The sequence below is a fragment of the Nonomuraea sp. NPDC048881 genome (genome assembly GCF_040649795.1).
GTDB lineage: Bacteria > Actinomycetota > Actinomycetes > Streptosporangiales > Streptosporangiaceae > Nonomuraea.
This window is the reverse complement of the sequence record NZ_JBEZGC010000003.1, coordinates 378610-391905: the sequence shown is the minus strand read 5'-3', so window position 1 is coordinate 391905 and position 13296 is coordinate 378610. Positions and strand designations below refer to the sequence as shown.

Here is a 13296-nt window from a genome sequence, read left to right as displayed (position 1 = left end):
TCCCGAATGACAGGGCGACTTTCAGGGTGGCTGAAGGTTTCGCTAGGCTTCAGTCACCCTGAAGGTTGGAGGCGATCCATGAATCATGTCCTGTTGTCCATCCACGTGCTGGCGGGGATCGTGTTCGTCGGCGGTTCGGCGGTCGCGTCGAGCTTGTTCCCCCGTTACGCCCCCGTCGCATCCACGACGCCCATCACCACCACCGGCTCTGCCACGGCCACCGGCTCTGCCAAAGCTGCCGGCGCGGAGCGCAGTGCCGCCGTAGCCGCTGCGCTGCACCGCATCACCGGTGGTTACGCCGCGTTCGGGTTGATCGTCCCGTTGGCCGGGATCGTGCTGGCCAGTGTGCAGGGACGGATGGGGCAGACCTGGATCATCGTGGCGATGATCCTCACCGCCGTCGCGGGCGCCCTGCTGGCCACCCAGATCCACCCCCGCCAGCGCCAGGCCCTCGACGCCCCCGACGACGGCCGCCGACTCCGTACGCTGACGATGCTCACCGGCGTCTACAACCTGCTGTGGGCGGCCGTCGTCGTGCTCATGATCGTGCGTCCGGGCGAGCAGACGGGAGCCTGAGCGTGCTGACCCTGCGCATCGCCGCCGCCGCCGAGGCCGTCACGCTGGCGGTTCTGCTGACCAACCTGCTCACCGTGCACGCCAAGGCGATCACGACCTACGCCGGCCCGCTGCACGGCATGGCCTACCTCATCGTCATCGCCACGGCGGCCATGACACCCAGGGCGCAAAGCACGCCCGGGGCGCGCTGGAGCGCGTTCGTCCCCGGGGTCGGCGGGCTGCTGGCCCTGCGACGCCTGCGCGCCGTACCGGACGGCCGGGAGGGATGATCCCGGGCTCGGGTAGGGCCCCAAGGAGGCCAGCAGGCCGAGCCCCAAGCAGGACGCCGATCCCGCGGTCCAGGCAGGACCACGGCCGGGCGACCCGAAGGGTCCCGGGCAGACCAGCCCGCAGGAGGCACAGGCTAACCAGCGGGCACGAGGCACAGGCAACCCAGCCCACAGAGAGCCGGGGAGACCAGCGACAGGCCAGCCCGCACGAGCCCAGGCAGCCACCCGCAGGGCCCCGACGAGACCAACGGGCAGGCCGGCACCGGACAGGCCAGCGGGCCCAGGGGGACCAGCGGGCCTGGGCCCGGACCAGGCCCGGGCCGTAGGTCAGTGGGCGGCGGCCAGGGGGCGTTTCCTGGAGGCGTAGATGTCGTCGATCAGCCGGTAGCTGCGCGCCTGCTCGGCGGTGAAGATGCGGTCGCGCTCGATGTCCTTCCTGATCTCCAGCACCCCGCGCCCGGTGTGCCGGGCCAGGATCTCCTCCTGCTGGTCACGCATCCGTACGATCTCCCTGGCGTGGATCTCCAGGTCGCTCGACTGCCCCCGGCCGCCCTCCGTGGCCGGCTGGTGGAGCAGGACGCGTGCGTGCGGCAGGGCCGCCCGCTTGCCCGGCGTGCCCGCCGCGAGCAGGACGGCCGCCGCCGAGGACGCCTCCCCGATGCAGACCGTGTGGATCTCCGGCCGGACGAACTGCATCGTGTCGTAGATGGCCGCCATCGCGGTGAACGACCCGCCCGGCGAGTTGATGTACATGTTGATGTCCTGGTCGGGATCGAGCGACTCCAGCGTGAGGAGCTGGGCCATGACGTCGTTGGCCACCGTGTCGTCGATCGGGGCGCCGATGAACACCACCCGGTCCTCGAACAGCTTGTTGTACGGGTTCATCTCCCGCACCCCGTAGGAGGTGCGCTCGGTGAAGGAGGGCAGCACGTAGCGACCGCTCATGGTCAGTTCATCCCTTCGGCGATGTGGTCCACGAACCCGTACTCCAGCGCCTGCTGGGCGGTGAACCACCGGTCGCGGTCGGAGTCGGCCTGGATGCGCTCGAGCGGCTGGCCGGTGTGGTGGGCGATGATCTCGGCCATCCTGCGCTTGGTGTAGAGCATGTTGTCGGCCTGGATCTGGATGTCGCTGGCCGAGCCGCCGATGCCGCCCAGCGGCTGGTGCATGACGATGCGGGCGTTGGGCAGGGCGTAACGCTTGCCCGGCGCCCCGGCGGTCAGCAGGAGCTGGCCCATGGAGGCGGCGAAGCCCATCGCCACCGTCGCCACGTCGCACGGGACGAACTGCATCATGTCGTAGAGCGCCATGCCGGCCGTCACGGAGCCGCCCGGCGAATTGATGTAGAGCGTTATGTCCCGATTAGGGTCTTCGGCTGCCAGCAAAAGCAGCTCACCGCAGAGCCGGTTGCAAATCTCGTCGTCGACCTCCTGGCCGAGCACCACGATGCGTTCCTTCAGCAGGCGCTGACTGAGCTGGTCAGGCCAGGCCGCGCGCTGGGTCTCCGTCATTGACGTCGCCTTTCTGCCGAAACTAATTCTGCGAAAAACGCTAGACCCGGCGGCGGTGAATTCCGGCCTATTTTCGCTGGGGGCGCATTTCACTCAAGGCGCATTACTCCCAGCGCGAAAAAGTATCGACATACAATCCCGGATGTGAGAAGGAACCTCCCCCGCCGTTGGGCGTGCCTCATCCTGGGCGGGGCGCTGCTGATGCCGTACATGATGGCCGGGGTGCTGGTCGCCGGGTTGTGGCGCGGCGCGTCGCCCGACCTGCTGATGCCGATCCAGGTCGGGGTGTTCGTCGCGGTGCTGCCGGTGGTGGCGGTGACCGGGCTGTTCCTGCCGGTGCGCGCGCTGGAGGTGAACGCCGCCCAGGGGCTGCTCGGGGCCCGCGTGGAGACCCCGCCGCGGCAGGCCCGCCGGTCGTGGCAGGAACGGCGGCGCACCGCCGCGTGGTTCACGCTGCATCTGGCGGTGGGCGGCGTGGTGAGCGGGTTCACGCTGGCGGTGGTGCCGTTCACGATGTTCACGATGGCGCTGCCGTTCATCGGGGAGCCGATGCCGGTGCTGGGCCTCACGGCCGAGCCGGGGTGGCCGTCCGTGCTGTGGGCGGCGGCGGGCGTGGGGGCGCTGGCGCTGCTGGTGGCGGGCGCGGCGGGCGCGGGCGCGCTGCTGGCCGCCCTGGCTCCCCCGCTGCTCGGCCCCACCCCCGCCGAGCGGCTGGCCGCCGCCGAAGATCACGCCCGTACGCTGGCCGAACGCAACCGGCTGGCCCGCGAGCTGCACGACTCGGTCGGGCACGCGCTCAGCGTCGTCACCCTGCAGGCCGCCGCGGCCGGACGCGTCCTCGACCGCGACCCGGCCACCGCCAGGACCGCGCTGGCGGCCATCGAGCAGTCGGCCCGCGCCGCACTGGAGGACCTCGACCACGTGCTCGGCGTCCTGCGCGAGGACGGCCGCGCGGACGCCCGCGCGGACGGGCGCGACGATGCAGGCGCCGATGCAGGCGAGGACGGGCGGGAGGGGCGCCGCGAGGGCCACCGGGAGGACGGCGAGGAGGGGCGGCGGGCGCCGCAGGCGACGTTGGCCGACCTCCCGGCCCTGGTGGCGGGCTCCGGCGCCGAGGTGCGGCAGGACGTGGGCGACCTGTCCGGCGTGCCCGCCGTCGTCTCCAGGGAGGCGTACCGCATCCTGCAGGAGGCGCTGACCAACGCGATCCGGCACGGCGGCGGCACGGTCCGGCTGGCCGCCGCCGTCCAGGGCGAGGACCTGCGGCTGGAGGTCAGCAACGCCAGCGGGAGGCACGGTGAGAGGCACGGTGGGAGGCGCAGGCGGGGCGGCGGCCGGGGCGTTGACGGCATGCGCGAACGGGTACGCCTGCTCCGCGGCGACCTGCGCGCCGGCCCCGACGAGGACGGCTGGACGGTCTCGGTCCGCCTCCCCCTGCGCCCGAGCCCATGACCCCCGCACCCCGGCTGATCCCCTCCAGACGGCTCCCTCCCAAGACGGGCCCCCGCTGATCCCCTCCAGGCGGCTCGCCCCCGGGACAGGCCCCGCCGCCGTCAGCCCAGGACACCCGCGAAACCTCCCCACCCAGGTGCCGCTACGGTCAGGGGCATGACACTCAAGGTCGTGATCGCCGACGACGAGGACCTCATCCGCGCCGGGCTGCGCGTCATCATCGACGCCGAGCCCGGCCTGCGCGTGGTCGGCGAGGCCGGGGACGGCGCCGCGGTCCTGCCGGTCGTCCGCCGCGAGCGCCCCGACGTCGTGCTGATGGACGTCCGCATGCCCGCCATGGACGGCATCCAGGCCACCCGCCGGCTGGTGACGCTCGACGACCCGCCCAAGGTCCTGGTCGTGACCACGTTCGAGAACGACGACCACGTCTACGACGCCCTGCGCGCCGGAGCGAGCGGCTTCCTGCTCAAACGCACCAGACCGGACGACCTGATCCAGGCGATCAGGCTGGTGGCGGCCGGGGAGTCGCTGCTGTTCCCGGCCGCGATCCGCACCCTGGCCGGCCGCCGCCCGCGCGCCCACGTGCCGGGCATCGACCGGCTCACCGGCCGCGAGGGCGACGTTCTGCGGCTGATGACCAGGGGCATGTCCAACACCGAGATCGCCGCCGAGCTGGTCGTCAGCCAGGAGACCGTCAAGACGCACGTCGGCAACGTCCTGGCCAAGCTGGGCGCGCGCGACCGCACCCAGGCCGTGATCGCCGCCTACGAGTCCGGGTTCGTCTCCCCCAGCTGATCGAGCAGCTGCGCGGCCGGCAGCAGGGTGGCCTCGGCGGCGCTCAGCCCCTTCGCGGCCAGGGCGCGGTCCACCAGCCGCAACCCCACCGCGTACCCCGCCATGTCGGGGATGCCGCGGGGTTCCTGGCCGAAGCGCCGCATGGCGCTGTCGCCCAGCACGTACGCCGGGGTGTTCCCCATGCCCTCCAGGTAGAACGCGTCCATGATCAGCCCGTGGGCGCGTTCCAGCTCCTCCCCGGTCACCATCCGCGACCAGGGCCCCATGGCCTGCGGGCCGGACAGCTCCCGGACGAACGCCTCGGCCAGCCCCTCGGCCACCACGTGCTCGCCCACGGTGACCTTCCGCGGGTCCCACTCGACGTTGGTGTAGCGCACGTTGTGGTGGAACTCGTGCACCGCGCAGTGCGCGATCCGGCCGATGACCTCCTCCGACGGCCAGCCCAGCAGGTACAGCCAGCCGGGCGAGCCGCCCATCCCGTAGTAGCCGCCGCTGATCCTCATCAGGTGCTCGTTGTCGGGGTCGCCGAGCACGAACATCACCTGCAGCGAGGAGGCCTGCCTGGCCTCCTTCAGCGCGTGGGAGGCGCGCTCCAGCTCCCTGCGCACCTGGCCGAGCACGTCGGCCTCGATCATGGCCCGGACGGCGGGCAGGTAACGGGCGTCCTCGGCGTCGACGCGGAAGCCGCCGCCCTGGTGGTGGATGTCGACGATGTGGCCGGGCACCGGGATCGCCGGCCGGATCGGCGCCAGCATCTCCCGCAGCGCCTCGGGCCGGTCGGCGAGCGGCCGGGCGAGCAGCTCCGCCATGGTCGTGAGCGTGTCGTGAACGATGAACTCCATGCCGCGGACGCTAAAGCCTCACGTAACGTGAGGCTCAAGCGCGTTAAAGCGGCGACTCGCCCAGTTCGTCGCCCGGCGACTGCCCCGGCGTGCCGGGGCCGGTGCGCGTCGGCGACGGCGACTGCGACGGCGAGGGCTCCGGCACCGGCGTGGCGGGCGTGGGCGGCGGCGTGGGCACGAACACCGTCGGCGGGAGCTGCCGGGGCATCGGCTCGCTGTCGCGCCTGCCGAACAGCAGCAACAGCAGGATCGTCGTGACCAGCACCAGCAGCAGCGCCAGCGCCAGCGCGGCCAGCAGCACCCGCCGCCGCGTCTCGGTCAGCGGCAGCCGCCGCGCCAGCGGCCCCGGCAGCGCGGGCGCGCGGTCGGTCAGCCAGTACGGCACGAAGTCCGGCCCGTGCGCCTGCCCGATGAACGTCCCGCCCACCATGACCGGGTCCAGGAACCGTTCGGCCCCCGGCTGCCCCGGCGCGTACGGCACCGCCACCCACGGCGCCGGCCCGTCGTGCACGTCGAGCACCTCGGGCGTCCCGTCGAGCACCGAGGCGCGCGCCCGGCCGAGCCCCAGCCACCCGCGCCCGCCGGACCGCCCCGGCGCCTCCTTGATCGCGGTCAGGAACCGGTCGCGCGCCGCCGCGTCGAGGGCGGCGCCCCGGGTGAGCACGGCCAGCGACACCGCGCGCCCGTCGGGTCCCTGTCCCAGGTAGACGAACCCGGCCGGAGCCGTGTGCAGGCGGGCCTGCACGACGTAGCGCCCCAGCTGGGGCGGATCACCGTACTGCAGGGGACTTGCCACGTTTGCCATGAAAGCACAGACGTGGCGTCGTGCACGTTCGCGGCGCGTTTGGTGGAATGGCGTCATGAGCGTCGCCGAAGAGTTGCCAGGCGGAAACGACGCGGCAGTGCTGCGTCGAAGTCTCGACGAGGTCCGGCGTGTCATCGTGGGACAGGAGCACATGGTCGAGCGGCTGGTCGTGGCCCTGCTGGCCCGCGGTCACTGCCTGCTCGAAGGTGTGCCGGGAGTCGCCAAGACCCTCGCCGCCGCCACCCTGGCCACCGTCGTGGGCGGCACGTTCGCCCGGATCCAGTTCACCCCGGACCTCGTGCCGAGCGACATCGTCGGCACCCGCGTCTTCCACCCCTCCAACGAGAAGTTCGACGTCGAGCTGGGTCCGGTGTTCGTCAACTTCCTGCTGGCCGACGAGATCAACCGCGCCCCCGCCAAGGTGCAGTCCGCGCTGCTGGAGGTGATGGCCGAGCGCCAGGTCACGCTGGCCGGCGTCACGCATCCGCTGCCCAGGCCGTTCATCGTGCTGGCCACCCAGAACCCGATCGAGTCCGAGGGCGTCTACCCGCTGCCCGAGGTGCAGCGCGACCGTTTCCTGTTCCGCGTGCGGGTGCCGCACCCCAGCGCGCACGAGGAGCTGGAGATCCTCCACCGCATGAGCGTCACGCCGCCCGTGCCCGACCGCGTGCTCGACCCGGCCCGGCTGCTGGCCCTGCAGCAGGCCGCCGAGCAGGTCTCGGTGCACCAGCTCGTGGCCGACTACGTGGTGCGCCTGGTCATGTCCACCCGCGCGCCCGCCGACTACGGGCTGGGCGGCCTGGCCGAGACGATCGAGATCGGCGTCAGCCCCCGTGCCACCCTCGGCCTGGTCTCGGCCGGGCGCGCGCTGGCCCTGCTGCGCGGCCGCGACTACCTGCTGCCCGACGACGTGCGCGACGTGGCCGTCGACGTCATGTCCCACCGGCTCATGCTGACCTTCGACGCCCTGGCCGACGGCGTCGATCCCGAGCAGGTCGTCAAGCAGATCCTGCACGCCGTGCCGCCGCCCCTGGTCGTCTGGAACCAGAACCGTTGAACTCCGCCGAACAGGCGCTGCGACGGCTGGAGCTGACCGTCACGCGGCGGCTCGACGGCCTGCTGCACGGCGCCCACCAGGGGCTGCTGCCCGGCACCGGCAGCGAGACCGGCGACAGCCGCCTGTACGTGCCCGGCGAGGACGACGTGCGCCGCATGGACTGGGCCGTCACCGCCCGCACGACCGTCCCCCACGTCCGCGACCTGATCGCCGATCGCGAGCTGGAGACCTGGGCGCTGGCCGACCTGTCGGCCAGCATGGACTTCGGCACCGCCGACACCGACAAGCGCGACCTGGTCGTGGCCGCCGTCGGCGCGATCGGCTTCCTGTCCAGCCGCATGGGCGACCGGTTCGGCGCGCTGGTGCTGCACGAGGAGTACATCCACCGCATGCCCGCCCGTACCGGCCGCCCGGCCCTGTACGGGCTGCTCAACTCCCTCATGGACGCCCCGCGCGGCCGGGCCGTGCCCGACGCCCCCGACCTGGCCGAGGGCATCGACGTGCTGGCGGCCACCCGCCGCCGCAGGGGCCTGCGGCTGATCGTCTCCGACTTCCTCGACGACCGCCCCGAGCTCGACCCCGACGCCGAACGCCCCTGGGAACGCCCGATCAGGCGGCTGGCCGCCCGCCACCAGGTGCTGGCCGTGGAGGTCATCGACCCGCGCGAGCTGGAGCTGCCGGACGTCGGCCGGGTGGCGTTCACCGATCCCGAGACCGGGAACGTACGTGAAGTGCACCTTTCTCCCAAAGTCCGGCAAGCATATGCCGAGGCCGCCGCCCTCCAGCGTGAGGGCACCCGGCTCGCCCTGCGCCGCGCCGGGATCGCCCACCTGGTGCTGCGGACCGACCGGGACTGGGTGTTCGACGTGGCGCAGTTCGTCCTGCGCCAGCGCCGCATGAGCCACCTCGCCCACCGGAGACCCGTATGACGTTTCTCGCGCCCGGCTGGTTGTGGCTGTTCGTGCTGGTGGCGCTGCTGGTGGCCGGATACGTCGTGGCGCAGTTCGCCCGCCGCCGCTACACCGTGCGCTTCACCAACCTGGCGCTGCTCAACCTCGTCGCCCCCGCCGGGCCGGGCTGGCGGCGGCACGTGCCCCCGGCGCTGTTCCTGGTCATGATGTCGTTCCTGGTGGTCGGCGCCGCCAAACCCGCCGACCAGGTACGCGTCCCCCGCGACCGCGCGACCATCATGATCGCCCTCGACGTCTCCCTGTCCATGGACGCCGGCGACGTCCAGCCCAATCGCATCAGCGCCGCCAAGGCCGCAGCCCAGGCGTTCGCCAGGGAGCTGCCCGACCGCTTCAACGTCGGGGTGGTCTCCTTCGCCCGCTCGGCCAACGTCGTCATCTCCCCCACCACCGACCACCAGGCCGTCGTCACCGCCATCGGCAACCTGACCACCCGGCCCGGCACCGCGATCGGCGAGGCCGTCTTCAACTCGCTCGACTCGGTGCGCTCCTTCGACCAGCAGGCCGCCACCGACCCGCCGCCCGCCGCGATCGTGCTGCTGTCCGACGGCGACAACACCTCCGGCCGGTCGGTGACCGAGGCCATCGAGGCCGCCCAGCAGGCCCACGTCCCGGTCTCCACCATCGCGTACGGCACCCAGGAGGGCACCGTCGACATCGACGGCAGGCCGGTGAACGTCCCGGTCAACAAGCAGACCCTGCAGTCGCTCTCCGACGGCACCAGCGGCCGGGCCTACGCCGCCGAGTCCGGCAGCGAACTGCGCGACGTCTACGAGCAGATCGGCACCTCCCTGGGGTTCAAGCTGGTCAGCCAGGAGATCACCCAGTGGTTCATCGTGGCCGCGATCATGCTCGGGCTGCTGGTGGCCGGCGCCGCGGTCTTGTTCGGCACCCGCATCCCGTAACGTTTTCCCACGTGGCCCACTACTTCTCCGAACGTCCCGAGACCGCGAGCAGGCCGGGCTCGGTCGACCTGGTCCTGCCCGACCTGCACCTGCGGCTGGAGACCGACCGGGGCGTGTTCTCACCTGACCGGGTCGACGTCGGCACGCGCGCGCTGCTGGAGTCGGTCCCGCCGCCGCCGCAGGAGGGCGACCTGCTCGACCTGGGCTGCGGCTACGGGCCCATCGCGCTGACGATGGCCTCGCGGGCGCCCGGGGCGACGGTGTGGGCCGTCGACGTGAACCGGCGCAGCCTGGAGCTGACCGGACGGAACGCCCAAGCCGCCGGCCTTTACAAAGTAAGACCTGTTCATGTTGATGAAGTGCCGGATGACGTGAAATTTCGGGCCATCTGGTCCAATCCCGCCATCCGGATTGGCAAGCCGGCTCTGCACGAGATGCTCACCAGGTGGCTCACCCGGCTGACGCCCGACGGCGTCGCCTACCTGGTCGTCCAGAAACACCTCGGCTCGGACTCCCTGCAGCGCTGGCTCGGCGAGCAGGGCTGGCAGGCCTCCCGCGAGGCCTCCCGAGCCGCCTACCGCATATTGAAGGTGGCCCGATGAGAAGGCAGCTGCGCCCCACCGACGTCAAGCGGCTCAACCGCACCTGGCGCAGGAACACCGACAACCGGCTCGCGCTGATCCTGGAGTCGGTGACGGGCCCGTTCAACGTCGGCTCGATCTTCCGCAGCGCCGCGGCGTTCGGCGTCGACCAGATCTGGCTGGCGGGCAACGCCACGCCGCCCACCAACCCCAAGGCGGGCAAGACGGCGCTCGGCACCGAGCGCCTGGTCACCTGGCACGAGCCGGTCCCGGCCACCGAGGCGGTCAAGGCCGCCAAGGACGACGGCTACGCCGTGCTGGCCATCGAGCTGACCGGCGAGGCCGTGCCGCTGCACCGCGCCGACCTCGGCCGCGACGTGTGCCTGGTGGTCGGCAGCGAGGACCACGGCTGCTCCCCCGCCCTGCTGGAGGCCGTCGACGGCGTCTGCTACATCCCGCAGGTCGGGCGGGTCGGCTCGTTCAACGTGTCGGTGGCCGCGGCCATCGCGCTGGCCGAGGCGCGCCGCCAGGAGTGGGAGAATCTCCCCGAACCGTGACCGAACCGTCCACCATCGGAAGGGACACCGGGTCGTGCTCAGCCGTCGTTTCGCCTTTCTCGACCATCCGGGGCCGCTGGCCTTCGCCCACCGCGGCGGCGCGCTGGAGGGCGCCGAGAACTCCCTGGCGGCCTTCGAACGCGCGGTCGGGCTCGGCTACGACTATCTGGAGACCGACGCGCACGCCACCGCCGACGGCGTGCTGCTGGCCTTCCACGACCACACCCTCGACCGGGTGACCGACCGGCGGGGCCGCATCTCCGAGCTGCCCTACCGGGAGGTCCGGCAGGCCCGCATCGCCGGCGTGCACGAGATCCCGCTGCTGGAGGACCTGCTCGGCACGTGGCCGCAGGTGCGCTTCAACATCGACGTCAAGGAGGCGGCGGCCATCGCGCCGCTGGCCGAGGTGGTCCGCCGCACCAACGCCTACGACCGCGTCTGCCTGACGTCCTTCTCCGACGAGCGCCTGGTCATGGCCAGGGCCGCCATGGGCCGCGAGGTGTGCTCGGCGCTCGGCCCGCGCGGTGTGGCCGCGCTGCGGGCCGCCGCCACCACCTCCGGCTACGGCCGGCTGCTGGCCCGCCTGTCGCGGGCCGGGATCCCGTGCGCGCAGGTGCCGGTCGGCTTCCGCGGCCTGCGCGTCACCACCCGCCGCCTGGTCCGCACCGCCCACGCCATCGGCATGCAGGTGCACGTGTGGACGATCAACGACACCGTCCGCATGGAGCACCTGCTCGACCTTGGCGTCGACGGCATCATGACCGACAACGTCACCGGCCTGCGCGACGTCCTCGAACGGCGGGGCCTGTGGCACCCGCGCGGCATGGCGGCCTGACCCGCCCGGCGGCGGCCACCTTCCTCTCCTGAGGTGATCACTGTAAGGTCATGGGCACGACACGTGGACGTGACCCACGACCTGCGAAGATGGGCACTTCGTCAGGCATGACCCCCCGTGGCCGCAGAGGAGCGACACGACACCATGGCCTCCACCGCACCCCCCGCGGCCCTCGACGACTCCCCCGCGGCGCGCCGCCGCGAGCAACGCGGCTGGTACTTCTACGACTGGGCCAACTCGGCGTTCTACACCACGATCATCTCGGTCTTCCTGGGCCCGTACCTGATCCCGGTCGCCAGAACCGCGGCCTGCGCCAAGGACTTCCCCGCCCTCGCGCCCGCGACGTGCGCGTCCCAGTTCGACGCGCTGGTCCTGCGCCACCCCGGCCTGGGGTACGTCGACGTGCTCGGCGCCGACATCAGGCCCGCGGCCTTCTTCGGGCTGACGCTGACGGTGGCGGTGTTCCTGCAGATCGTGTTCCTGCCCATCGTGGGCGCGCTGGCCGACCACACCGGCCGCAAGCGGGAGCTGCTCGGCGGGTTCGCCTACGTCGGCGCGCTGGCCACCATGGGCCTGTACTTCGTCGAGGGCGACCGCTACCTGCTGGGCGGCGTGCTGTTCGTGGTGGCCAACCTGGCCTACGGCTCCTCCGTGGTGGTCTACGACTCCTTCCTGCCGCAGATCTCCACCCCCGAGGAGCGCGACGGGGTCTCCTCGCGCGGCTGGGCGATCGGCTACCTCGGCGGCGGGCTGCTGCTCCTGCTCAACCTGGCGCTGTTCCTGCAGCACGACAGCCTGGGGCTGAGCGAGGGCATGGCGGTGCGCATCAGCATGATGTCGGCCGGCCTGTGGTGGGCGACGTTCACGGTCATCCCGCTGCTGCGGCTGCGCAACCGTCCCGTGGCGGCGCACGAGACCACGGCGCTGCGCTCGGTGCGCGGGAGCTTCCGCCAGCTCGGCCGTACGCTGGCCGAGTTGCGGCGGTACCCGCTGACGCTGCTGTTCCTGGTGGCCTACCTGGTCTACAACGACGGCGTGCAGACGGTCATCGGCAACAGCGCGGCCTTCGCCTCCGAGGCGCTCAAGCTGGACAAGACCGTCCAGATCACGGCGATCCTGATGGTGCAGTTCGTGGCGTTCTTCGGGGCGCTGCTGCTGGGGCGGCTGGCGCGCAGCTTCGGCACCAAGCGCACGGTGCTGGCCAGCCTGGTGTTGTGGACCGGGATCGTGGTGGTGGCGATGTTCGTCGGCGAGGGGCAGGCGCTGCAGTTCTACCTGATGGCCTTCGCGATCGCGATCGTGCTGGGCGGCACGCAGGCGTTGTCGCGGTCGTTGTTCTCGCAGGTGATCCCGAAGGGGCGGGAGGCGGAGTACTTCAGCCTGCTGCAGATCAGCGACAAGGGGTCGGCGTTCATCGGGTCGCTGACCGTGACGATCGCGCTGCAGGTCACCAACAGCTACCGGATCGCCATCGTGTCCATGATCATATTCTTCGTGGTGGGCTTCGTGCTGCTCGCCCTGACGAACCTGCCCAAGGCCATCAGGGCGGCCGGCAACGAGGTCCCGTCGCGGATCTGACGCCCGTCAGGGGCCGTACCGGCGCGAGAGCCAGTACGAGGCGCCCACCAGGGCGCCGGTGCCCAGGATGGCCAGCAGCACCAGCGGTCCGACGTGCCCGCCGCCGGTCATGGCGCCGCTCTCCAGCCGGATCTCGGCCCGACCGGGGGCCTCGGCCGGGCGGGTGACGGGCTCGGGGGGCCGGGAGTCGCGGGCCTCCAGGCCGGGGATGGCCTCGACGTCGTCGTCCCGGCGGGGGGCGTGGGCCTGTTTCCTGGCCGGTTCGCGCCGCCCGGACCGGGGGGCCGCCCGGTCGTCGTCACCGTCGTCGTCGCCGCCGTCGTCGTCATGGACGGCCTGGGCGAGCGCCGGGGGCGGCCCGGCCGCCGCCTGGGCCGGAAGCAGCATCCCTCCCCCGGCGAGGACGAACGCGAGCGCGGCGGCCGCCGCGGGCCAGCGTGGCATGAGATCCATCTACGCCTCCTGATCGACGTCGCGGTCCCCTGAAGCCTGCGGGGCCGCTGTGGGGCGGCCGTGAGCGGGCCATGAGAGTCCTCTCACGAAGGGTTGCGCGTCAAACACCGAG

16 protein-coding genes are annotated in these 13296 nt (G+C 72.2%); 11 read left to right on the top strand and 5 right to left on the bottom strand.

Annotated elements, in window-relative coordinates; all coding sequences use genetic code 11:
- Positions 1 to 78 precede the first annotated feature (78 nt).
- Together AB0C33_RS12690 and AB0C33_RS12685 are read left to right on the top strand one after the other, a co-directional pair.
- The gene (locus AB0C33_RS12690) at positions 79 to 576 is read left to right on the top strand and encodes a hypothetical protein (RefSeq protein ID WP_358286624.1); all 498 of its coding nucleotides are present in this window, start codon (positions 79 to 81) and stop codon (positions 574 to 576) included.
- A gap of 2 nt (positions 577 to 578) precedes the next feature.
- Positions 579 to 845 (top strand): DUF3817 domain-containing protein, encoded by a 267-nt coding sequence (locus AB0C33_RS12685; RefSeq protein ID WP_358286622.1) that lies wholly within the window; start codon positions 579 to 581, stop codon positions 843 to 845.
- 327 nt (positions 846 to 1172) lie between these two features.
- Here AB0C33_RS12685 and AB0C33_RS12680 read toward each other — a convergent pair whose 3' ends face one another.
- Together AB0C33_RS12680 and AB0C33_RS12675 are read right to left on the bottom strand one after the other, a co-directional pair.
- Positions 1173 to 1790: an ATP-dependent Clp protease proteolytic subunit gene (locus tag AB0C33_RS12680; protein ID WP_358286620.1), complete on the bottom strand. Its 618-nt coding sequence runs from the start codon at positions 1788 to 1790 to the stop codon at positions 1173 to 1175.
- Positions 1791 to 1792: 2 nt separating this feature from the next.
- Positions 1793 to 2356: an ATP-dependent Clp protease proteolytic subunit gene (locus tag AB0C33_RS12675; RefSeq protein WP_357975757.1), complete on the bottom strand. Its 564-nt coding sequence runs from the start codon at positions 2354 to 2356 to the stop codon at positions 1793 to 1795.
- A gap of 144 nt (positions 2357 to 2500) precedes the next feature.
- Between AB0C33_RS12675 and AB0C33_RS12670 the strand changes: the two genes are divergently transcribed.
- A complete protein-coding gene (locus AB0C33_RS12670; RefSeq protein ID WP_358286618.1) occupies positions 2501 to 3808 on the top strand; it encodes a histidine kinase in 1308 nt (435 codons plus the stop codon).
- Positions 3809 to 3964: 156 nt separating this feature from the next.
- Positions 3965 to 4603, top strand: a complete 639-nt coding sequence (locus AB0C33_RS12665; protein ID WP_352350739.1) for a response regulator transcription factor — start codon at positions 3965 to 3967, stop codon at positions 4601 to 4603.
- Here the strand turns inward: AB0C33_RS12665 and AB0C33_RS12660 are convergent.
- Positions 4573 to 5445: a DUF2268 domain-containing putative Zn-dependent protease gene (locus AB0C33_RS12660; protein ID WP_358286616.1), complete on the bottom strand. Its 873-nt coding sequence runs from the start codon at positions 5443 to 5445 to the stop codon at positions 4573 to 4575. The two genes, AB0C33_RS12665 and AB0C33_RS12660, sit on opposite strands and share 31 nt — an antisense overlap.
- Before the next feature lie 43 nt (positions 5446 to 5488).
- Positions 5489 to 6250: a hypothetical protein gene (locus AB0C33_RS12655; RefSeq protein WP_358286614.1), complete on the bottom strand. Its 762-nt coding sequence runs from the start codon at positions 6248 to 6250 to the stop codon at positions 5489 to 5491.
- A gap of 55 nt (positions 6251 to 6305) precedes the next feature.
- Between AB0C33_RS12655 and AB0C33_RS12650 the strand changes: the two genes are divergently transcribed.
- The 7 genes from AB0C33_RS12650 (at position 6306) to AB0C33_RS12620 (ending at position 12731) form a co-directional block, all read left to right on the top strand.
- Positions 6306 to 7307: a MoxR family ATPase gene (locus AB0C33_RS12650; RefSeq protein ID WP_358286612.1), complete on the top strand. Its 1002-nt coding sequence runs from the start codon at positions 6306 to 6308 to the stop codon at positions 7305 to 7307.
- Positions 7304 to 8236: a DUF58 domain-containing protein gene (locus AB0C33_RS12645; protein WP_358286610.1), complete on the top strand. Its 933-nt coding sequence runs from the start codon at positions 7304 to 7306 to the stop codon at positions 8234 to 8236. Before AB0C33_RS12650 ends, AB0C33_RS12645 begins: the two co-directional genes overlap by 4 nt.
- Positions 8233 to 9180, top strand: coding sequence for a VWA domain-containing protein (locus tag AB0C33_RS12640; RefSeq protein WP_358286608.1), 948 nt, complete (start codon positions 8233 to 8235; stop codon positions 9178 to 9180). Before AB0C33_RS12645 ends, AB0C33_RS12640 begins: the two co-directional genes overlap by 4 nt.
- 11 nt (positions 9181 to 9191) lie before the next feature.
- The gene (locus AB0C33_RS12635) at positions 9192 to 9782 is read left to right on the top strand and encodes a methyltransferase (RefSeq protein ID WP_352350751.1); all 591 of its coding nucleotides are present in this window, start codon (positions 9192 to 9194) and stop codon (positions 9780 to 9782) included.
- Entirely contained in the window at positions 9779 to 10318 is a 540-nt protein-coding gene (locus AB0C33_RS12630) for a TrmH family RNA methyltransferase (protein ID WP_352350753.1), read from the top strand. The genes AB0C33_RS12635 and AB0C33_RS12630 overlap by 4 nt, the downstream gene beginning before the upstream one ends.
- A 34-nt stretch (positions 10319 to 10352) precedes the next feature.
- Complete coding sequence (locus AB0C33_RS12625; RefSeq protein WP_358286606.1) at positions 10353 to 11153, top strand: glycerophosphodiester phosphodiesterase; 801 nt, start codon at positions 10353 to 10355, stop codon at positions 11151 to 11153.
- A 144-nt stretch (positions 11154 to 11297) separates the two neighbouring features.
- Positions 11298 to 12731 (top strand): MFS transporter, encoded by a 1434-nt coding sequence (locus AB0C33_RS12620; RefSeq protein WP_358286604.1) that lies wholly within the window; start codon positions 11298 to 11300, stop codon positions 12729 to 12731.
- 6 nt (positions 12732 to 12737) lie between these two features.
- Here the strand turns inward: AB0C33_RS12620 and AB0C33_RS12615 are convergent, their stop codons facing one another.
- Positions 12738 to 13184 carry a hypothetical protein gene (locus tag AB0C33_RS12615; protein ID WP_358286602.1) on the bottom strand — a complete coding sequence of 149 codons (447 nt, stop codon included), beginning with the start codon at positions 13182 to 13184 and terminating at the stop codon, positions 12738 to 12740.
- Between the last annotated feature and the right edge of the window lie 112 nt (positions 13185 to 13296).

Coding starts and splice junctions, on each gene's coding strand:
- AB0C33_RS12690 (WP_358286624.1), top strand. CDS start 79: ATGAATCATGTCCTGTTGTCCATCCACGTGCTGGCGGGGATCGTGTTC.
- AB0C33_RS12680 (WP_358286620.1), bottom strand. CDS start 1,790: ATGAGCGGTCGCTACGTGCTGCCCTCCTTCACCGAGCGCACCTCCTAC.
- AB0C33_RS12675 (WP_357975757.1), bottom strand. CDS start 2,356: ATGACGGAGACCCAGCGCGCGGCCTGGCCTGACCAGCTCAGTCAGCGC.
- AB0C33_RS12665 (WP_352350739.1), top strand. CDS start 3,965: ATGACACTCAAGGTCGTGATCGCCGACGACGAGGACCTCATCCGCGCC.
- AB0C33_RS12660 (WP_358286616.1), bottom strand. CDS start 5,445: ATGGAGTTCATCGTTCACGACACGCTCACGACCATGGCGGAGCTGCTC.
- AB0C33_RS12655 (WP_358286614.1), bottom strand. CDS start 6,250: ATGGCAAACGTGGCAAGTCCCCTGCAGTACGGTGATCCGCCCCAGCTG.
- AB0C33_RS12650 (WP_358286612.1), top strand. CDS start 6,306: ATGAGCGTCGCCGAAGAGTTGCCAGGCGGAAACGACGCGGCAGTGCTG.
- AB0C33_RS12640 (WP_358286608.1), top strand. CDS start 8,233: ATGACGTTTCTCGCGCCCGGCTGGTTGTGGCTGTTCGTGCTGGTGGCG.
- AB0C33_RS12630 (WP_352350753.1), top strand. CDS start 9,779: ATGAGAAGGCAGCTGCGCCCCACCGACGTCAAGCGGCTCAACCGCACC.
- AB0C33_RS12620 (WP_358286604.1), top strand. CDS start 11,298: ATGGCCTCCACCGCACCCCCCGCGGCCCTCGACGACTCCCCCGCGGCG.
- AB0C33_RS12615 (WP_358286602.1), bottom strand. CDS start 13,184: ATGGATCTCATGCCACGCTGGCCCGCGGCGGCCGCCGCGCTCGCGTTC.